At 67.3% G+C, this 19,321-nt stretch carries 23 protein-coding genes; 3 read left to right on the top strand and 20 right to left on the bottom strand.

Annotation, left to right across the window (positions count from 1 at the left end):
• Positions 1-35 precede the first annotated feature (35 nt).
• The 7 genes from Tther_RS02680 to flgB are packed head-to-tail and all read right to left on the bottom strand — an operon-like array spanning position 36 to position 5,193.
• Complete coding sequence (locus Tther_RS02680) at positions 36-725, bottom strand: flagellar basal body L-ring protein FlgH (protein ID WP_143900620.1); 690 nt, start codon at positions 723-725, stop codon at positions 36-38.
• 23 nt (positions 726-748) lie between these two features.
• Positions 749-1,525, bottom strand: coding sequence for a flagellar basal-body rod protein FlgG (gene flgG, locus Tther_RS02675; RefSeq protein ID WP_143900618.1), 777 nt, complete (start codon positions 1,523-1,525; stop codon positions 749-751).
• Positions 1,526-1,539: 14 nt separating this feature from the next.
• Entirely contained in the window at positions 1,540-2,280 is a 741-nt protein-coding gene (flgF, locus tag Tther_RS02670; protein ID WP_143900616.1) for a flagellar basal-body rod protein FlgF, read from the bottom strand.
• 18 nt (positions 2,281-2,298) lie between these two features.
• Positions 2,299-3,600 (bottom strand): flagellar hook protein FlgE, encoded by a 1,302-nt coding sequence (flgE, locus tag Tther_RS02665; RefSeq protein ID WP_143900614.1) that lies wholly within the window; start codon positions 3,598-3,600, stop codon positions 2,299-2,301.
• A 42-nt stretch (positions 3,601-3,642) separates the two neighbouring features.
• Complete coding sequence (locus tag Tther_RS02660; protein ID WP_246098879.1) at positions 3,643-4,296, bottom strand: flagellar hook assembly protein FlgD; 654 nt, start codon at positions 4,294-4,296, stop codon at positions 3,643-3,645.
• 19 nt (positions 4,297-4,315) lie between these two features.
• Positions 4,316-4,720, bottom strand: coding sequence for a flagellar basal body rod protein FlgC (flgC, locus tag Tther_RS02655; protein WP_143900612.1), 405 nt, complete (start codon positions 4,718-4,720; stop codon positions 4,316-4,318).
• Between the two features lie 11 nt (positions 4,721-4,731).
• Positions 4,732-5,193, bottom strand: a complete 462-nt coding sequence (gene flgB / locus Tther_RS02650; protein WP_143900610.1) for a flagellar basal body rod protein FlgB — start codon at positions 5,191-5,193, stop codon at positions 4,732-4,734.
• Positions 5,194-5,354: 161 nt separating this feature from the next.
• Here flgB and flgA point away from each other — a divergent pair, with 161 nt between their 5' ends.
• The 3 genes from flgA to Tther_RS02635 all read left to right on the top strand — a co-directional run bounded on the left by flgA (position 5,355) and on the right by Tther_RS02635 (position 6,960).
• Positions 5,355-6,128, top strand: a complete 774-nt coding sequence (gene flgA, locus Tther_RS02645; RefSeq protein WP_143900608.1) for a flagellar basal body P-ring formation chaperone FlgA — start codon at positions 5,355-5,357, stop codon at positions 6,126-6,128.
• 88 nt (positions 6,129-6,216) lie between these two features.
• Positions 6,217-6,552 (top strand): flagellar biosynthesis anti-sigma factor FlgM, encoded by a 336-nt coding sequence (flgM, locus tag Tther_RS02640; RefSeq protein ID WP_143900606.1) that lies wholly within the window; start codon positions 6,217-6,219, stop codon positions 6,550-6,552.
• Between the two features lie 24 nt (positions 6,553-6,576).
• Positions 6,577-6,960, top strand: coding sequence for a hypothetical protein (locus Tther_RS02635; protein ID WP_143900604.1), 384 nt, complete (start codon positions 6,577-6,579; stop codon positions 6,958-6,960).
• A gap of 34 nt (positions 6,961-6,994) precedes the next feature.
• On the opposite strand, the gene Tther_RS02630 is transcribed toward Tther_RS02635, so the two are convergent.
• From Tther_RS02630 to aspS, 13 genes are all read right to left on the bottom strand, one after another.
• Entirely contained in the window at positions 6,995-7,714 is a 720-nt protein-coding gene (locus Tther_RS02630; protein WP_143900602.1) for an RNA polymerase sigma factor FliA, read from the bottom strand.
• 53 nt (positions 7,715-7,767) lie between these two features.
• Complete coding sequence (locus Tther_RS02625; protein ID WP_143900600.1) at positions 7,768-8,373, bottom strand: hypothetical protein; 606 nt, start codon at positions 8,371-8,373, stop codon at positions 7,768-7,770.
• Positions 8,366-9,943 (bottom strand): flagellar biosynthesis GTPase FlhF, encoded by a 1,578-nt coding sequence (gene flhF, locus Tther_RS02620; RefSeq protein WP_143900598.1) that lies wholly within the window; start codon positions 9,941-9,943, stop codon positions 8,366-8,368. The genes Tther_RS02625 and flhF overlap by 8 nt, the downstream gene beginning before the upstream one ends.
• A complete protein-coding gene (flhA, locus tag Tther_RS02615) occupies positions 9,940-11,946 on the bottom strand; it encodes a flagellar biosynthesis protein FlhA (protein WP_425472795.1) in 2,007 nt (668 codons plus the stop codon). Before flhA ends, flhF begins: the two co-directional genes overlap by 4 nt.
• A 107-nt stretch (positions 11,947-12,053) precedes the next feature.
• Positions 12,054-13,193 (bottom strand): flagellar biosynthesis protein FlhB, encoded by a 1,140-nt coding sequence (gene flhB, locus Tther_RS02610; RefSeq protein WP_143900594.1) that lies wholly within the window; start codon positions 13,191-13,193, stop codon positions 12,054-12,056.
• Between the two features lie 114 nt (positions 13,194-13,307).
• Positions 13,308-13,958, bottom strand: coding sequence for a protein phosphatase CheZ (locus Tther_RS02605; RefSeq protein WP_143900592.1), 651 nt, complete (start codon positions 13,956-13,958; stop codon positions 13,308-13,310).
• Between the two features lie 23 nt (positions 13,959-13,981).
• A complete protein-coding gene (cheY, locus tag Tther_RS02600; RefSeq protein ID WP_143900589.1) occupies positions 13,982-14,368 on the bottom strand; it encodes a chemotaxis response regulator CheY in 387 nt (128 codons plus the stop codon).
• A 23-nt stretch (positions 14,369-14,391) separates the two neighbouring features.
• Positions 14,392-15,378: a flagellar motor protein MotB gene (gene motB / locus Tther_RS02595; protein ID WP_143900587.1), complete on the bottom strand. Its 987-nt coding sequence runs from the start codon at positions 15,376-15,378 to the stop codon at positions 14,392-14,394.
• Positions 15,379-15,446: 68 nt separating this feature from the next.
• Complete coding sequence (gene motA / locus Tther_RS02590; protein WP_143900585.1) at positions 15,447-16,304, bottom strand: flagellar motor stator protein MotA; 858 nt, start codon at positions 16,302-16,304, stop codon at positions 15,447-15,449.
• A gap of 72 nt (positions 16,305-16,376) precedes the next feature.
• Complete coding sequence (locus tag Tther_RS02585; protein ID WP_143900583.1) at positions 16,377-16,706, bottom strand: YqjK family protein; 330 nt, start codon at positions 16,704-16,706, stop codon at positions 16,377-16,379.
• Positions 16,693-17,109, bottom strand: coding sequence for a phage holin family protein (locus tag Tther_RS02580; RefSeq protein ID WP_143900581.1), 417 nt, complete (start codon positions 17,107-17,109; stop codon positions 16,693-16,695). The genes Tther_RS02585 and Tther_RS02580 overlap by 14 nt, the downstream gene beginning before the upstream one ends.
• Positions 17,110-17,149: 40 nt before the next feature.
• Positions 17,150-17,461 (bottom strand): ElaB/YgaM/YqjD family protein, encoded by a 312-nt coding sequence (locus tag Tther_RS02575; protein ID WP_143900578.1) that lies wholly within the window; start codon positions 17,459-17,461, stop codon positions 17,150-17,152.
• A gap of 45 nt (positions 17,462-17,506) precedes the next feature.
• Positions 17,507-19,300: an aspartate--tRNA ligase gene (aspS, locus tag Tther_RS02570; protein ID WP_143900576.1), complete on the bottom strand. Its 1,794-nt coding sequence runs from the start codon at positions 19,298-19,300 to the stop codon at positions 17,507-17,509.
• Positions 19,301-19,321: the final 21 nt, after the last annotated feature.

The following is a 19,321-nucleotide window of genomic DNA, read 5'->3' as shown; positions in this document are numbered from 1 at the left end:
CGCGCATCACCTCGTGAACCGATTGTGGAAAAACTTTAGAACGGCAAAAGCGTTAAAAAGAACCGTGCCAACCAGCCAAATGTTTGCGCATCGGCTGGTGCGCCCCGGCCGCGCGAGAGCACGCGCACATTGGCCACCTGGGTGCTGGGCACGACGTTGCCCGGCTGGATGACGCGCGGATCGACCGTGCCGCTGAACTGCAGCACATCCACCGCCTGGTTGACGCCGATCTGCTTTTCCCCAATGACGACCAGGTGCCCGTTGGGCAGCACGTCGGTGACCACCGCGGTGATGGAGCCGCGGAAGGTGTTGCTGGCCTCGGTCTTGCCGTCGCCCTTGAGGGTGTTGCTGGACTTGGCGCCCGTGGTCAGGTCGCCCAGCACCGTGCCCGTGACGAAGGGGAAGGCCGAGACGCTTGCGCCGATGCTGCTTTCGCGCTTGACATCGGTCTTGGCGCTTTGCGAGGCCGACAGCGACTCGGTGATCTGGATGGTGAGCACATCGCCGGGCAGGCGCGCGCGGTGATCCTCGAAACCGGGCCGGTACGCCGCGGGCCGAAACAGCGAGCCGTTGGCCGGCTCAGCCGCCACGGCGCGCGCCTGGGGGTAGCGAATGCCGTCTTCTGGCGGCTGGGCCAAATCGACATCCGGAATTTGCGACAGCGTGGCGCACCCGCCCAGCAGGGCGGCAGCGGCCAAGACCAACAGGCGCGCTTGGGTGGACATGGCATATCCCCTGAGGTGGTGGGTCACAGCTGCGTCAGGCGCTGCAGCATCTGATCCGACGTGGTCACGGCCTTGGAGTTCAGCTCGTAGGCGCGCTGGGTCTGGATCATGTTGACCAGCTCCTGCACCACGTTGACGTTGGAGCTCTCCAGGTACCCTTGCAGGGTCTGGCCAAAGCCTTCGCTGCCGGGTGCGCCTTCGGTGGGCGCGCCGGAGGCCTGCGATTCGCGAAACAGGTTCTGGCCCGTGGGCTCCAGCCCCGCCGGGTTGATGAACTGCGCCAGCGTGATTTGGCCGATCGTCTGCACCGCATCGCCCACCGTCGCGGTCACGGTGCCGTCCTTGCCGATGGTCAGGGCGCGGGCGTTTTGCGGCACCTGGATGCCATCGACCAGCGGGTAGCCTTGGTTGGTGACGAGTTGTCCCTCGGCGTTGAGCTTGAAGCTGCCGTCGCGCGTGTAGGCCGTGCTGCCATCGGGCATTTGCACACGGAAAAACCCGTTGCCGTTGATGGCGACATCCAGGTTGTTGTCGGTTTGCTGCAAATTGCCCTGGGTGTAGGTGCGGGCGGTGGCCACGGTGCGCACACCCAGGCCGATTTGCAGGCCGGTGGGCAGCTCGGCCGTCTCGGTCGCGTTGCCGCCCACCTGGCGCAGGTTTTGGTAGATGAGATCCTCGAACAGCGCCGTGCTGCGCTTGAACCCGGCGGTCGAAACGTTGGCCAGGTTGTGCGAAATGACGTCCAGCTGCGTCTGCTGGGCCTGCATGCCGGTTTTGGCGATTTGCAGCGAGTTGATCATGGCGGAATCTCCGGTCAGGCGTTGAGGCTGAGCAGCTGCGCTGCGGTCTGGTCGTTCTTCTCGGCGTTTTGCAACATGCGCAGTTGCACTTCGTACTGGCGGGTGGCGGCGATCATGTCGACCATGGCCTGAATCGGATCGACGTTGGAGCCTTCCAACATGCCGTCCACCAGCGTGGCGTTCTCGTCGGCAGGCAGCGGCTGGCCGTTGGGGCCGCGAAACAGACCGTCCTCGCCCCGCACGAGCTTTTGCCCCGCCTCGGGCGTGACCAGTTTGAGGCGGCCGATTTGCTGCGGGGCCTCCGCGCCCACCTGGGCCGTGACCGTGCCGTCGCGGCCTATGCGCACCTGGGCGCCGGGCGGCACCGTCAGCGGGGCGCCGCCGGCGTCGAGCATGGGTAGGCCGTTGAAGCCCACGAGCGTCCCGTCGGCGTTGACCTGCAGCGCACCGGCGCGCGTGTACGCCTCGGTGCCGTCGAGCGCCTGGATGGCGAAAAAGGCGCGCCCCACCGCGGCAACGTCGAGCGGGCGGCCGGTGTTTTGCATCGGGCCCGGCTTGTCCAGATAGCCGGGCGTGGCTTCGAGCGCATGGACGCGGGTCGTGGCGCCTTCGCCACGCAGCGGCACCGCGCGGAAGGTGGACAGCTCCGCCCGAAACCCCGTGGTCGTGACGTTGGCCAGGTTGTGTGCAATGACCTGGTGCCGCTGCATGGCCGCCGTGGCCCCCGACAGCGTGGTGTAGATGACGCGGTCCATGGCTTAACCCTCGCCCGATCAGCGCAGGTTGACCAGCGTCTGCTGCACCTGGTCCTGGGTCTTGATCGTCTGCGCATTGGCCTGGTAGGCACGCTGCGCGACGATCATGTTGACCAGCTCCTGCGTGAGATCCACGTTGGATTCTTCCAGTGCGCCGGAGCGGATAAGGCCAAAGCGACCCGATAGGGGTTGGCCCTCGATCGGGTCACCCGACGCTGCCGTTTTTTGCCAGTAACCCCCGTTGATGGGCAGCAACCCCTGCACGTTGCGGAATCGGGTCAGCATGACTTGTCCGCTGATTTGCGATTGACCATTGGAATAGCGCGCCGTGATTTTTCCATCTTCCGCAACACTGATCGACGTCAACTCACCCGCCGAATAACCATCCTGGCGCAAATCATAAACGGAAAACTTGGCGCCGTACTGGGTCAGCGTGTAGGGGTGGCCGGCGGTGCCGTCACCGAATTTGATGGGAACATTGGTCAATGCAGCGGATGGCGCAGTACCGTTATAGGCATTTGCAGCAATTGTAAATGTAATAGGAGCACCACTCGTCGGCTTACCATCCGGACCAAACGTAATCGTCCCCGATCCTACCCCAGTCGTCGTCCCACCCGTGTCTGTCATCTCTGCAACCACATACCAGGTGTTGGGCGTAGAGTCATCCTTGACAAAATAGATCTGCACCGGAATGGCGACGCCTTGTTGATCGTAAACATTCAACGATGTGCCATACGTTTTAAGCGTATCGGCGATGGGGGAGGTTGGCATGCCGGTGTTCTGTCCAGGTGCGGCGGCATCCAAGTTGGCGGTTATAAAAACCCCCTCATCCGAGGTCATGGCAGGATTGGTCCCCGTTGGCCGCGGATCGATGATGCCACCCGTCGGCAACTTCAGATCACTGGTCACGACAGAAATGGGCTTGCCAGCCGTATCCGTCTGATAGCCCTGCAGCCGGGCACCATTGTTGGTAACAATGTAGCCGTCTTTATCCAGCTTGAACTCACCATTGCGGGTATACGCCGTGGACCCATCGGTCAGCGCAACTTTGAAAAACCCGTCACCGTTGATGGCCATGTCCAGGTTGTTGCCGGTAATCTTGATGTTGCCCTGCGTGAACATCTGGGCCACATTGGCCACGCTCACACCAATGCCCCCATTGCTGCCGCCCGCCGCCCCAAGTGACGAGGCGTACATTTCGGCAAATTCCGCGCGGCCGGCCTTCATCCCCGTGGTGTTGGCGTTGGCGATGTTGTGCCCAATGACATCCAGGTTTTTGCTGGCGGCGTTGAGGCCTGAGAGTCCGGTTCCAAAGCTCATGATGGGCTCCTTGAAGAATGAGGGTAAGAATGGACGCCAGGATCAGAGAAAGGCTTGCACCTGGTCGTAGGTCAGCGTTGCGCCGTCGGTGCGCAGCCGCAAACTGCCGTCCACAAAGCCAACCGACTGCACGCGCTGCAACGCCAGCGGTGTCGCCGCCACGCTCTGGCCGCCACGGGTCGCGCTCACGCGCAGCGAGGCCACCCGCGTGGGGTCAACGCTGCCCAGCGGCCAATCGAAGGTCTGCAGGCCGGCCTGCTTCGCACCCAGGTCCAGGCTGCCCACTACCTCGCCCGCTGGCCCCAGAATCTCGACCTGCACCGCGTCGGCCGGCCCGGCCAGGCTGAACGCGCCGCGGGCGGTGCCGTCGGCAACCTCCAGACGATTGCCCTCGGTGACCACCTGCCGGCCCACCAGCTGCACCCCCTGCAGGCCGCTGACCATGCCGAATTGCGTCGCCAGGCTCTTGAGCGTTTCGTTGACCTGCTGCAGCCCCACCACCTGGTTGATCTGCGCCATCTGGGTGGTCATCTGGGCGTTGTCCAGCGGGTTGAGCGGATCCTGGTTGTTGAGCTGGGCCACGAAAAGCTTGAGAAAGCGCTCCTGCGCCGCCTTGGGATCGGTGGCGTCGGCCTGCGCGCCGCCGCGCGCGTTGTAGGCCTCGATGTCGCTGTTGCTGATGGGGGTCATGAACATGGTGCTCTCCGCTCAGCCTTCACTGGCCCATCTGCAGCGTCTTGAGCAGCAGCGATTTGGCGGTGTTCATGACCTCCACGTTGTTTTGGTAGGAACGGGCGGTGGCGATCATGTGGACCATCTCCTCCACGGGGTTGACGTTGGAATAGGTCACATACCCCTGGGCGTCGGCGCTGGGGTGGTGGGGGTTGTAGACGCGGCGGTTGGGCGCGTCGCTCTCGACGATGGTGCGCACCTTGACCCCGGCCGAGGCCGGCTCGCCCATCGGCAGGGTCTGAAACACCACCTGGCGCGCTTTGTAGGCCTGGCCGTCGGGGCCGGCCACGGCGTCGGCGTTGGCCAGGTTGCTGGCCACGGTGTTGAGCCGTTGCGCCTGCGCGCTGATGGCGCTGCCGGCGACGTCAAAGATGCGAAACATCGACATGACGGCCTCCTTCACTGCCCTTGGATCGCGGCCAGCATCGTCTTGACGTGGCCGTTGATGAAGCGCAGCGTCGATTCGTACTGCACCGCGTTGTCCACGAAGTTGGCGCGCTGCTGGTCCAAGTCCACGCTGTTTTGATCCAGCGAGGGCTGGGTGCGCACGGTGTAGGCCAGTCGCGCGCGGTCGCCGACGCCCGTGGCGCTGTGCACCGCGGTGCGCAGGTGCCGCGGGTCGGTGCCGGCCAGACCTTCGCGCGCCGAGGGCACCGCGCCGTCCGCCCGCCCGCGCGGCGCTGCGTCGGGCGACGCGGTCTGGCGTGCGGCCTGCAACGCCGCGGCAAAGTCAAAATCCCGCGCCACGTAACCCGGCGTCTCGGCGTTGGCGATGTTGCTCGCGATGACCTGCTGACGGTAGGCGCGCAGCTGCAGGGCCTGCCCCAGCAGGTCCATGCGCTCGGTCAAACGGTTCAACATAGCGGCCTCTCCAGCGGGAAGCGTCCCTGGCTCGGGGCGGCCGGTGGGCCACCCGTTGCCGTGATTGTCAAAAACTTGAGGGTCGCAAAAGCCCCAAAAAGCCCGGCCCATCCGGCGCAATTCCGGGCACCAGCCGCCGCCCCGCGCCCTACAGTGGCGGCGTGGTCATCCTGCTTGCTCCCACTGCCAACCCGCGCGCACCCACCGCACGCCGCGTGCGCTGGGTGCTGGTGTGGTTGGGCCTGCTGCTGTGGCTGCAGGTGGCCAGCGCACAAACGGCGGCGCAAGTGGGCTCGGCCCCGTGGCGCGCGCAAATGTCGCAATGGCTGGGGGATGCCGTGGGCGAGCAATTGCGCACCGACCCGGCGGGCCGTGCGTTGCGCGTCGACATCGAGGTCGGCGCGCTCGACAGCCGGCTGCGCCTAGCGCCGTGCCAGCGCGTCGAGCCCTACGTGCCAACAGGCACCCGCCTGTGGGGCCGCAGCCGCATCGGACTGCGCTGCACCGAAGGCCCAGTGGCGTGGAACGTGTTTTTGCCCATCTATGTGCGCGTCTGGGGTCCCGGCTGGGTGCTGCGGCGCCCCGTGGCGCCCGGCGACACCCTGACCCCGGATGTTGCCGAACTGACCGAGGTCGATTGGACCCTCCACCGCGACCCGGTCTTGGCGCGCCCGCAAGACTGGCAGGGGCGCGAAGCGGCGCGGGCGCTGGCCGCAGGCCAGGTGCTGCGCGCGACTGTGGTGCGCGCGCCACAGGTGTTCGAGGCGGGCGCCACCGTGCGCTTGCGGGTCGAGGGCCAAGGCTTTATCCTCACGGCCACGGGCGAAGCCTTGGGCGATGGCCGCGTGGGTGAGCCGGTGCGTGTGCGCCTGGCCAACCGGCGTGTGCTGGTCGGCACCGTGGTGGACGCCCAGACGGTGGCGCTGCCCTTGTAAACACAACCCCGCAAAAAAGGGGTAAAGTCCGACCGCATCGTGCCGATAACGCTCTCAAGAGGTCTCAAGACGGGATCCGGAGCGTGCCATGAAAGTCAACCAATCGCCTGAATCCAAGTTCGGTTTGCCAGCTTCGGTGCCCTCGCGCACCGCGGAGGGCGCCGGCGCGCCTGCCAAAGGCGTGGGCGGTTCGTCGGCCAGCCCGTCTGGCACCAGTGTCACGTTTTCGCCCGTCACGCAGGTCATGACCAACGGGGTGGCGCGTTCGGGCACGGACAGCTTCGACGCCGCCAAGGTCGAGGCGATGCGCACCGCCATCCAAAACGGCAGCTTCTCGGTCAACGCCGAGGCGATTGCGGACAAACTGCTGGGCAGCGCGCGCGAACTGCTGGGCATCGCCGGCGGCGCGCGCCGCCAAGGCTAACCGGGCGCCCTCCCACAACCGTCGATGACCGCCGCGGAGACCGACTGGCCAGCCAAGCTTCAAGCGCTGCGGCAGCAGCTCGATCACACCCTGGCCCTGGCCGCCCGCCACGCGGGTGGTGAGGTCGATGCGCAAGAATGGGCGCACGCGTGCGCCGCGTTGGCGCAGGCGTTTGCGGATGTGCGGTCCTGGGCCCAAGCCGGCCGCGTACAGCCCCCGCCCACACCCGAGGTGGCGGCGCTCTTGTCGGACATCGGACAGCGGATGCAGTGGCTGCACGAGCAGCAGGCGCGCCTGTCGGCCGCCAACCGGCAGGCACTGGCGCAACTGCTGCCGCAAGACGACCTCCAGGCCTACGCCCAACTGGGCCGTCGCCGCCCCGGCATGGGGCGCGGCGGCTACGGCTGACCCCCCCCAACAGGGGCGCCCGGGGCACGCCCCGTCAGTGCTCGCGCAGCCGTGCGCGCAGGCGCGCCACCGCCTGCGAGTGGAGCTGGCTCACACGCGATTCGGTCACGCCGAGCACGGCCGCAATCTCCTTGAGGTTCATGTCGTGCTCGTAGTACATGCTCATGACGTGCTGCTCGCGCTCGGGCAATTTGCCGATCGCCTCCACCAGCGCGGCACGCATGCGCTGGTCGGCCAGGATCGCCTCGGGGCTGTTGTCCCCGTCGTCGGGCAAAAAGCGGTCGAGAAAGCCTTCCTCGTCATCGCCACGGCCGCCCAAGTCCTCCAGGTAGACGAGCTGCGTGCCGCGCATGCGCGACAGCGTCTCCTGATACTCGGCCAGCGACATGCCCAGCTCCTGCGCAATCTCGGATTCGCACGGCGCGCGCTGCAGCCGCTGCTCCAGGCGGTGGATCGCAGACTCGATGTCTTTTTGCAGCTTGCGCGAGCCGCGCGACATCCAGTCCGCGTCGCGCAGTTCGTCGAGCATCGCGCCCCGTATGCGCTGGGTGGCAAAGGTCTCGAACTGCACCCCCATGGATGGCTCGTAGCGGGCCAGCGCCTCGGTCAGACCGATCATGCCAACCTGGATGAGGTCGTCGATTTCGACGCTGGCCGGCACGCGCGCAATCATCAGGTGGGCCAGGCGGTGCACCAAAGGCGCATACTGGCGCAGTTGCGCATCGCGGTCGAGCGTGCCCTTGGGCGTGTACATCGAAAACTCCGGCATCCCAACCGGCCGGGACGGTGACGAGACCGGGCTGGACATCAGCATGGCCGCACGACACTCCCCACCCCCGCCGGGGTGTCCCACATCCAGGCGGCATCCAGCGCCTTGCACAGCACGGACTCGACCGCAGGATCGGCCGGTACGCGCTCATCATACCCCAGCGTCCACACGGGCGGCACCCAACCCAAATGGGTGGCGCAGGTGCGCTCCAGGGCCGAACGCGCGGCCTGCCAGGCAGCGCCAGCGGCCGACGCTGCGCCATCGGGCAACGCCACCACGACGGGCGCCAGGCCACCGCGCCACAGCGTTTTGACCGCTTGGTAGGCCGCCACCAGCGCCGCCGGGTCCAGCGTCCAGCCGACCAGGGGACGTCCGGCCTCGGGCGGCCACCAGCGCAGCACCTCCTCGGGCGGGGTGTGCCACAGCCACACGCCGCCGCGCTCAGGGCCAGCGCCCCAGCGGCCGGGCTCGTCTTCCACGACGGCGACCTCCAGCCCCAGCCCGGCACACCCCTGCCGCAGCCGCCACAGCAGCTCCAGCGAGGCCGCACCGCGGCCGCTCGCCACCACGGCCAGCACCCGGGCCGGGGGCTGCAAGCGCCACGCCAGCAGCCCTGCGGCCTGATCGTGGACCGACTCAAGCATGGGCCGCCCCCTCGGGCTGCCAGCCCGTTTGCACCGGATCGGTGAAAAAGAACGGCAACTCCGCCGGGGTCGGGTCCAAGGCCGATTTGCCCCGCCCGCCCATGGACAGGCGCACCAACGCCATGGCGTCGGGCCGCTGCCAGTCCTCCGGCACGCGCTGGCCGGTGGTCAACCCACGCAGCACCACCTGATGGCGGATCAGCGCATCCACCGCGGGCCCCAGCTTGGCTGCCTCGTCCACCTTGGACAGGATCACCCCGTGCAGCGGCGTTTCGCGATAGGCCTGGAACACGTCGTCGAGCGTGTCGCCGTGGCTGCCCGCGTTGACCACGAGCAGCTTTTTGATCTGGGGCGCTTGCAGCAGCGCCGCCATTTCCTGGACGCGCGGGTCTTTCTGCCCCAGCCCCGCAGTGTCGATGATGACCATGCGCTTGTTGGCCAGCAGCTCCAGCAGGTCTTGCAGGGCTGCGCGGTCGTGCGCCAAGTGCGCCACCACGCCCAGCATGCGGCCGTAGGCGCGCAGTTGTTCGTAGCCGGCGACGCGGTAGGTGTCCAGCGTGATCAGCCCCACACTGTTGGCGCCGTAGGCCTTGACGCACTGCGCGGCCAGCTTGGCGGCGGTGGTGGTCTTGCCCACGCCGGTGGAGCCGATGAGCGCGAACACGCCGCCCTCATCACACAAATGCCCGGGCTCGCGCGCCACGCGCAGATTGCGCGCAAGCACTTCCAGCGTCCAGCGCCAGGCCTCGGCCGCGCCGAGTTGCGCCGGCAGCCGCTCCAGCACCGCACGCGCAACCGTGGGCGAATAGCCGGCGCGCACGAACTTGTGCATCAGCTGCGACTGGATGGGGTTGAGGCGCGACTGCCCCAGCCAGGCCAGGGTCTGGAAGCGCTCTTCCATCATGGCCTTGAGCGCATCGAGCTGCGCCGCCAGTTGCGCCTGCGTCTGCGCGGCGCTCGCGCTGGCCTGTGCCGCCGTGCCGCCAGCGGGGCGCACCGGCTTGGCCCCGGCGGCTGCGGGACGCGCGACCGCTTCGCGCGCCGGGGCCGGCTGCGCGGCACGACCAAAGGGCAAAACCACCTCCTCCCCGTCGGCCGCGACCGGGGGCCGGGGGCCTGCGGCCGCCACCGGGGCAGCGGCAGGGCGCGGCGTCGCTTCGGGCGCCTTGCCTTGCAGCGCCTCACGGCGCTTGCGCAGCATGCGCTCGCGCACGTATTCTTGGAACGACAGGGTGCTCATGGCCAGGGTTTCCGTGTCCTGCGCCACCGTGCTGTCGGGCGACACCGGCGGCAACTGCGCCGCGGCGCGCTGCTGCAGGCCCAGGCTGGCGCGGCCCGAGCGCGCCGCGGGGGTCTGCGGCAGCACGCTGCGCTGGGCTTGACCCGTCTGGGCAGCCGGCGACGCCACGTGCGCGGCCAGCGCCGCGAGCTGGTCTTCGGAGGTGGCCACGACCTCGAACCCGTCGTCGGTCGAGCGGCTCGACAGGATCACGGCCTGCTCGCCGAAGGCGGCGCGCGCCAGCGCCATGGCCTCGCGCGAGTTGGGGGCGACGAATCGTTGCGCGTTCATGCGGGCTCTCCAATGATCGGGCCGATGCGGATGGTGTGGGTGTCAGGAATTTCGCTGTGCGCCAGCACCTGCAGCCGAGGGGCGGCGCGGCGCAGCAGCCGCGCGATGGCTTGGCGGATGGCATCGGGCACGAGCAGCACGGCCGGCACGCCGTTTTCCTCCTGCCGCGCGGCCACCTGGGCGGCGGACTGCGTCAACATGTCGGCCACGCCGGGGTCGAGCGCGCTCATGCCCTGCCCGCCCAGCGCCTGGGTCAGCAGCCGCTCCAAGCCGGGCTCGATCGCGATGACCTCGAGCTCCTGCACCGGGCCGTAGATCTGCTGCACGATGGCGGGCGCGAGCGCCTGGCGCACCCGGCGCGCCAGCTCGATCGGGTCTTGCGTCTGCCCCGCGTGCTCGGCCAGCGTCTCGATGATGGTGCGCATGTCGCGGATGTGCACCGACTCCTCCAGCAGCAGCTGCAGGACCTTTTGGAACACACCGATGGGCACCATGGTCGGAATCACTTCTTCGATCAGCTTCGGGGCCCGCTTGCGCACGTGCTCGACGAGTTCCTGCACCTCGGTGCGGCTGAGCAGCTTGGCCGCGTGGACCTGCATCAAGTGTGACAAATGCGTGGCCAGCACGGTCTCGGCATCAACCACGGTATAGCCCGCCATTTGCGCGTTTTCGCGCTGGCGCTCGTCGATCCACGTCGCGGGCAGGCCAAAGGCCGGGTCGGCGGTGGGCTGGCCCAGCAACGGTGTGCTGATGTGCCCCGGGTTGATGGCCAGAAACTGCCCCGGCATCACCTCGCCCTCGCCCACCACCACGCCGCGCAGCGTGATGCGGTAGCCGTTGGGCTTGAGTTCCAGGTTGTCGCGCACGTGCACCGGCGGCGGCAGAAAGCCGACCTCCTGCGCAAACTTTTTGCGCACCCCTTTGATGCGGGTGAGCAGGTCACCGCGGCGCGTGCGATCGACCAGCGCGATGAGCCGATAGCCCAGCTCCAACCCCAGCAAATCGACCGGCTGCAAGTCGTCCCAGGTGGCTTCGGTCTCGGTGGGCGCTTGCGCTGCCTGCTGCGTGGCCTGCTCCTGCGCGACGGCGCGGCGCCGCTCACGCACGATCCAGTACGCCACCGAGCCCACGAGCGCCGCAAAGCCCAGAAACACCAGGTTGGGCATGCCGGGAATGCTGCCCAGCACCGCCAGCACCGCCGCCGTCACGCCCAGCACCTTGGGCGAGGCCAGCATCTGCGAGACGATTTGCTGGCCCAAATCCTCCTCTTTGCCCACGCGCGAGACCACCATCGCGGCCGCCACCGAAATCAGCAGCGCCGGCACCTGCGCCACCAGCGCATCGCCCACCGACAGCGTGATGTAGCTGCGCGCGGCATCCTCCAGGCTCAGGCCGTGCTGGAGCATGCCGATCGCAAAGCCCCCCACGATGTTGATGAGAAGGATCAAAATGCCCGCGATCGCATCCCCGCGCACGAACTTGGACGCGCCGTCCATGTTGCCAAAGAAGTCGGCCTCCTCCGCCACCTCGGCGCGCCGGCGTTTGGCCTCGGCCTGATCGATCAGACCCGCGTTGAGGTCGGCGTCGATCGCCATCTGCTTGCCGGGCATGGCGTCGAGCGTGAAGCGCGCGCCCACTTCGGCAATGCGCTCGGCGCCCTTGGTGATGACGACGAAGTTGATCACCACCAAGATCAAAAACACGATCAGGCCAACCGCAAAGTTGCCCCCGATCAGGAAGGTGCCAAAGGCCTCGATCACGGCGCCAGCCGCCCCCGGCCCCGTGTGGCCTTCCATCAGCACCACGCGCGTGGAGGCCACGTTGAGCGACAGCCGCAGCAGCGTGGTCAGCAGCAGCACGGTCGGGAACACCGCGAAATCCAGCGCCCGCCGCATGTAGGCCGCCACCATCATCACGGTCAGCGCAATGCCGATGTTGAGCGTGAAAAAGGTGTCGAGCAGCCACGGCGGCAGGGGCAGCACCAGCATGGCCAGCACCAGCATGACCAAGGCCGGTGCGGCCAGCGCCTTCCCGTGCCCGCGCAGGGGCCCGAGCGACTGTTGCAGCGATTGCAAAACGGCGTTCATGGCAATTCGATGGGATCGGGTGGTCAAGCGCTTGATCGGCCGTGCAGCGGGTCGAGCTCTGGCGGCACCTCAGGTTGCGGCGGGCGTGGCATCGGCCCCTGCCCGCGCAGCGCGGCGCGCAACCGGTACACATAGGCCAGCACCTGCGCCACGGCGGCAAACAGCGCGGCCGGCACCGGCTCGTCGAGTTCGGTGTGCGCGTAGAGGGCGCGCGCCAGCATCGGCGACTCCAGCACCGGCACTTTGGCCTCGCGCGCCACGTCGCGAATGCGCAGCGCCAGCAAATCGGTGCCTTTGGCGATCACGTGCGGGGCGGCCATGGTGCGCTCGTCGTAGCGCAGCGCCACGGCGTAGTGGGTGGGGTTCATCACGACCACATCGGCCTCGGGCACGCGCCGGATGCTCTGACCATGGGCAATCTCGCGCGCGCGCTGGCGGCGCTTGGCCTTGAGCTGCGGGTTGCCCTCGGTCTCCTTGTACTCGTCCTTGACCTCCTGCAGCGACATGCGCAGGCGGTGGCGGTAGAGGTATTGCTGCAGCGGCACGTCGATGGCGGCCACCAGCAGCACCACCGCCAGCAACCAGGCCACACCGGTGGTGAACCACTCACCCGTCTGCACCAAGGCCGCCTCCAGGGGCCGCAGCAAGAGCGCCGCAAACGCCTGGATGTGCGACTCGACGTAGAGCGCCCCGATCACCGCGATCAACGCCGTGATCGCCAGCAGCTTGAGCACCTCGACCAATTGCTGGCGCGAAAACAGGCGCTTGAACCCGGCGATCAGGCCGATCTTGGACCAGTCGGGCATCAGCGGCTTGGTGCTGAAAGCATAAGAGCCGGCCGCCACCAGCGCCGCCACCACGATGGCCAGCACCGCCGCCCCCAGCGGCAGGTAATACGCCAGCGCCAGCTGCAACGCGTCGGCCAGACGCTCGAGCATCAGGCGCGGCTCACGCACCGTGGCGGCATCAAAGCGCAACCCCACGCGCATGACGCCGCGCAGCCGTTCGTACGCCCAGGGCAGCGTCGTCCACAGCAAGAGCAGCCCGCCGCCCAGCACCGCCAGGTGCGTCAGGTCGCGCGAGCGCGGCACCTGGCCCTCTTCGCGCGCCTTTTGCAGGCGCCGCGGCGTGGCGGGTTGGTTCTTGTCCTGGGTGGATTCCATGGCGGCCGATCGGGTCTGACGGCCGCATTGTCCCGGCGTGGCCGGGGTTTCTAAAGCGCCAAAAGGCGGTCAAAACCGGCTACTTTCCCCGCTGGGATCGCCAGAACCGAACGCTCAAAACCCCAAACTGGCCAGCAGGTCGTCCACCTGTTGCTGGTTGGTGACGACGTCGCTGCGGCCTTCGGGGTTGACCACGGGGCCGGAGAGCTCCGAGCGGCGTTCATTGGGTGACGGGTGCTCGGTGGGGGCCACCGGCTCCATCGAGCCGGGCGGGGCGGTCTCGATGAGCAGCTGCACCAACTGCTGCTCGAGCGTGCCGGCCAGCGCCACGACCTTTTTGATCACCTGACCGGTGAGGTCGTGAAAATCCTGCGCCATCATGATTTCGGTGAGGTGGTGGTCGGTGCGCTCGGCCGCCGTCTGGATTTTGTGCGACCACTCCAGCAGCTCGGGCATCGCCCACTTCAGGCCCGGGACGGCGCCGATCGTTTCGACCAGTTGGCGGCTGCTGTCGATGACGACCTGCTGCTCGGCCTTGGCCTCATCGACCCGGTTGAGCACCTTCTCTGCCGCCTCGCCGGTCAGGCGCGCGATGTATTCGAGCCGACTGCGCGCATCGGGCAGCTCACCCACCGCATCCTTGAGCGCGGGCATGTAGCCCAACGCTTTGAGGGCCTCGTGCAGCTCGCGCGTGATTTCGCCAAGCCGTTGGTAAATGTCGCCCTTGCCATCGGTCTTGGGCGCTTCGGACGTGGTGTCGGTCATGGCCTCCCCTTCCGGACCCATCCTCAGGCCCAGCCCATCTTGCGAAAGATGTTGGTGAGCTTTTCTTCCAAGGTTGCTTTGGTAAACGGCTTGACGATGTAGCCGGCCGCGCCGCCCTGCGCGGCAGCGATGATGTCCTCCTTGCGCGCTTCGGCGGTCACCATCAGCACGGGCAGGTGCTTGAGCTTTTCGTCCGACTTGATCTGCGTCAGCAGCTCAAAGCCGTTCATGTTCGGCATGTTGATGTCGGTGATCACCATGTCGAATTTGCCGTTGCGCAGCTTGTGCAGCGCCGCCGCACCGTCCTCTGCCTCGTCGGCGTCGGCATGCCCGAGCTCCTTGAGCAGGTTGCGCACGATGCGGCGCATCGTGGAAAAGTCATCGACAATCAGAAAACGCACATCGGCCATGGAAGACTCCGTCCGGGATCCTCTTAGTTTAAGGGCACGCTCTGGCGTGCGGCAGCGCCCGGCGGCGGCGCAGCGGGTTTTCCCTGGCCCTGAACGGCCGCCGGCACGTCCTGCGCGTCGTCCACCACCGGCGCGGCCTCGAGGGACTTGGACATGCGCTCTTCCGCCTCCCGCGTGAGCACGAGGATGCTGATGCGACGGTTGCGCGGGTCGAAGGGCTGATCGGGCAGGAGCAACTGCTTGTCCGCCATGCCCACCACGCGCGCCAACTTGCCCTCCGGCAGGCCGGCAGCCACCAATTCGCGCCGGCTGGCGTTGGCCCGGTCAGCCGACAGCTCCCAGTTGCTGTAGGCGCGTTCGCCGCTGCCGTACGGCGTGGCGTCCGTGTGGCCGGAGAGCGAAATGCGGTTGTCCACCTCGGCCAGCGCCTGCGCGATGGCGCGCAGGATGTCGCGCATGTAGGGTTTGACCAGCGCGCTGCCGGTGTCGAACATGGCGCGGTTTTGGTCGTCGACGATCTGGATGTTGAGGCCGTCTTGCACCATCTCCAGGCGGATCTGGTTTTTGTATTCCGCCAGTTGGGGGTTGATGTTGATGATGTTTTCGATCTTGTCGCGCAGCGTGGCGATGCGCTGCTTGTCCTGGCGGATGGCTTCGGCACGCGCCAGTTGGGCGCCAAGCTCGCGCACCTTTTGCTCGACTTCGCCGCTGGCCACTTCACCCACGCTCTTGGTCAGGTCGTCGCCGCCGCCGTCCAGGATGCTGGTGGCGCCGCCCGAGCCCGGCCCGCCAAAGAGCATGACCTTGAGCGGCTGGTTGAAGTAGTCGGCAATCCCCTTGCGGTCGCCTTCGGTGGTCGAGCCGAGCAGCCACATCAGCAGGAAGAACGCCATCATCGCCGTCACGAAGTCGGCGTACGCGATCTTCCACGCCCCCCCGTGCGCGCCGTGCCCGCCTTTTTTGACGCGCTTGACGATGATCGGTTGCAGCGGCTTGCCGGAGGCGGCCATGGGCGGTGCGGTAACGGGGTTTGGGGTAGGGGATCGGTGGGCGCAACGGGGTCAGACGCTGCGCCGCATCACTTCTTCTTGACGTGGGCTTCGAGTTCGCTGAAGGTCGGCCGTTCGGTCGAGAACAACACCTTGCGACCAAATTCGATGGCCGTCATCGGCGCGTACCCCTGCATGCTGGCCAGCAACGTGGTCTTGACGCACTGAAACTCCTTGCTGGCCTCCTCCACCTTTTGCTCGAGCAAACTGGCCAACGGCTCGGCAAAACCGTACGCCAGCAAGATGCCAAGGAATGTGCCCACCAGCGCCGAGCCGATCATCCCGCCCAGCACGGCGGGCGGCTGGCCCACCGACCCCATGGTGTTGACCACCCCCAACACCGCCGCCACGATACCGAATGCCGGCAGCGCACCGGCCAGGCGCTGCAGCGCCGCCACCGCCGCGTGCTCCTCGGCGTGGTGGGTTTCGAGCTCGGCGTCCATGATGGACTCGATCTCGTGCGCGTTGAGGTTGCCCGAGACCATGAGCCGCAAATAATCGGTGATGAACTCCACCGTGTGGTGGTCGCTGGCGATGGTGGGGTATTTTTGGAACAGCGGCGAGGCGTCGGGGTTTTCCACATCGCCCTCGATCGCCATCAGCCCTTCTTTGCGCGCTTTTTGCAAGATGTCGTAGAGCAGCGCCAGCAGATCCATGAAGCGCGCTTTGGTGTACTTGGAGCCTTTGAAGCACGCGCCCAGGCCGCGGCCCACGCCCTTGAGCACCTTCATCAGGTTGCCGGCGATGAAAGCGCCGATCGCCGCCCCGAAGATGGTGATCATCTCGAAGGGCAGCGCCTTCATGATCACCCCGATGTTGCCACCGTGGATGATGAAGACACCAAAAATACAGCCGATGGCCACCAGCCAGCCGACGATGACGAACATGGACGCGTCTCAACTAGTCAGTCGAACCCATTCTATCGGCATGGACGGATGCATCATGAAGCGGCGTGCGGCTCAACGGGGCGGCCAACGACCGCCAGCGCCAGCGCGCCAGCCCCGCACCATGCCACCGTAGAGCAGCCACAGCCGCCAGCCGCGCCAGGACAGTCGCAGACCGCGCCACAGCAGCCGCGGCCGGCGCAGCACCAAAACGCCCGTCAGCGCCAGCGGCACCCAGGGGTGCGCCCGCACCCAGCGCCAGCCGTCGCGCGCACGGTCGGCCCAGGTAAAGGCCGGCGCCAGCGCCACCGCGTGCCCGGCCAGGCGTTCGCGCAACTCGGCCGAGCGCTGCTGCAGCGTGTGCTGGCGCGCCGCCAGGCGCTCGCGCAGGTCAGGCGGCGCCATCTCGGTCACCGCGCAGCCGCTGCACGTCGCGCTGCAGCTCGGCGGCGCTGGCGGCAAACCAGCGCACACCCAGCAGGCGGCGGCGCGCCCACAACAGCGTCACCACCCCCAGCGTGAGGAAGACGGCCGCAAACAGCGCCAGCGCCAGCACGCGCTGCCCCTCCCAGAGCAGCACGGTCAGCAGCACGGCCAAAAACCCCAGCCCAAGGCAGAGCAACACCGCCGCCGCCACGGCGGCGGCCAGCGCCTGGACGACATCGAGTGCATGCGCGCCAGCCTCGACGCCCAGCAGCGCCAGGCGCACGCGCAGCAGCTCCGCCGCGTCGCGCAGCCAGCCGCGGCTGGCGCTCCAGAGCGACTCGCGCGTCGCGGCATCGTGCGCCGCGTCGGTTTGCCGTGCCATGCCGGCGGCGTACCCGCAATCCCTGCCTCGGTCGGCAGGATCAGCGACGACCGATCAGCATGCCCACCAGCAGGCCAATGCCCGCGGCCACGCCGATCGCTTTCCAGGGGTGTTCGTGTACGTAGTGGTCGGTGGCCTTGGCCACTTCGCGCGTGCGCTCGCGCAGCGCCGCTTCGGCATCGGCCAGGCGGTAGCGCGCCGAGCGCAGGTTTTCCTGCAGCCGCTCGCGCAGCTCGGCCACCTTCTCGCCCGTCGAATGGGCGGTGGCCGCGAGCAGCTCCTCCGCGTCGGAGACGACGACCTTGAGGTCGGCAACCAGCTTGTCTTTCGGGGCCATCGTGGTATCGGTCATGACACGCTCCTTCCTGTGCGTTGATGGGGAACTCGGCTCACTGTATCACGCCGGCTGCGGGTTGCGCAGCCGGATGTGGAGCTCGCGCAACTGCTTTTCGTCCACGGGGCTGGGAGCATGGGTCAACAGGCACTGGGCGCGCTGGGTTTTGGGGAAGGCGATCACGTCGCGGATCGACTCCGCCCCGGTCATGAGCGTGATCAGGCGATCCAGCCCAAAGGCCAGCCCGCCATGCGGTGGCGCGCCGTACTGCAACGCGTCGAGCAGGAAGCCGAATTTGGCGCGCGCCTCCTCCGGCCCGATCTTGAGCGCCGCAAACACCTTGCTTTGCACATCGGCGCGGTGGATGCGTACCGAGCCGCCGCCGAGCTCCCAGCCGTTGAGCACCATGTCGTAGGCCTTGGCCAGGCAGGCGCCGGGGTTGGTGTCCATCAGGTCCTCATGGCCGTCCTTGGGCGCGGTAAAGGGGTGGTGCACCGCAACCCAGCGCTGCTCGTCCTCGTCGTACTCGAACATCGGGAAGTCCACCACCCACAGCGGTGCCCAGCGGTCTTCGAACAGGCCATGAGCCTTGGCAAAGGCACTGTGACCGATCTTGACGCGCAGCGCCCCCATCGCGTCGTTGACGATCTTGGCCTTGTCCGCGCCGAAAAACAGCAAATCGCCGTTGGCCGCCCCGGTGCGCTGCACAATCGCCTGCAGCGCCGCGTCGTGCAGGTTTTTGACGATGGGCGACTGCAGCCCGTCGCGGCCGGCCGCCACGTCGTTGACCTTGATCCAGGCCAACCCCTTGGCGCCATAGATCTTGACGAACTCGGTGTAGGCGTCGATCTCGCTGCGCGTAAACGCCCCGCCGCCCGGCACGCGCAGGGCCACCACGCGCCCACCGGCCATTTGCGCCGGCGCCGAGAACACCTTGAAGTCCACGTCCTTCATGACGTCGGTGAGCTCGGTGAACTCGAGCTTGACGCGCAGATCCGGCTTGTCCGAGCCAAAGCGCGCCATCGCCTCGGCATACGGCATGACCGGAAACGTCCCCAGGTCCACGCCCAAGGTGTTGGCAAACACGGTCTTGATCATGCCCTGGAACAGGTCACGTATCTCCTGCTCGGTCATGAACGACGTTTCGATGTCGATTTGCGTAAACTCGGGCTGCCGGTCGGCGCGCAGGTCCTCGTCGCGGAAGCACTTGGTGATCTGGTAGTAGCGGTCAAACCCCGCCACCATGAGCAGCTGCTTGAACAACTGCGGCGACTGCGGCAAGGCGTAGAACATGCCGTCGTGCACGCGGCTGGGCACCAGGTAGTCGCGCGCGCCCTCGGGCGTGCTCTTGGTCAGCATCGGCGTTTCGATGTCGATGAAGCCGTTGGCGTCCAGGAACTTGCGCACCTCCATCGCCACGCGGTAGCGCAGCATCAAATTGCGCTGCATGTACGGCCGGCGCAGATCCAGCACGCGGTGGGTCAGGCGCGTGGTCTCGGAGAGGTGCTCGTCGTCGAGCTGAAACGGCGGCGTCACCGAGGGGTTGAGCACCGCGATCTCGTGGCACAGCACCTCGACCTTGCCACTGCGGATCGATTCGTTGACCGTGCCCTCGGGCCGGGCGCGCACCACCCCTTTGACCTGAATGCAAAACTCGTTGCGCAGCCCTTCGGCGGTGGCAAACATCTCGGGGCGGTCGGGGTCGCAAACGACTTGCACGGTGCCCTCGCGGTCGCGCAGGTCGACGAAGATGACGCCGCCGTGGTCGCGGCGCCGGTTGACCCAACCGCACAGGGTCACGGTCTGCCCCATCAGGGCCTCGGTCACCAGACCGCAGTAGGTGGTGCGCATGTGCATGGAAATAACCTTCGATAGCAA

The sequence above is a fragment of the Tepidimonas thermarum genome (assembly GCF_007556705.1).
Lineage (GTDB): Bacteria > Pseudomonadota > Gammaproteobacteria > Burkholderiales > Burkholderiaceae_C > Tepidimonas > Tepidimonas thermarum.
This window is presented reverse-complemented; position numbering and strand designations above follow the sequence as displayed.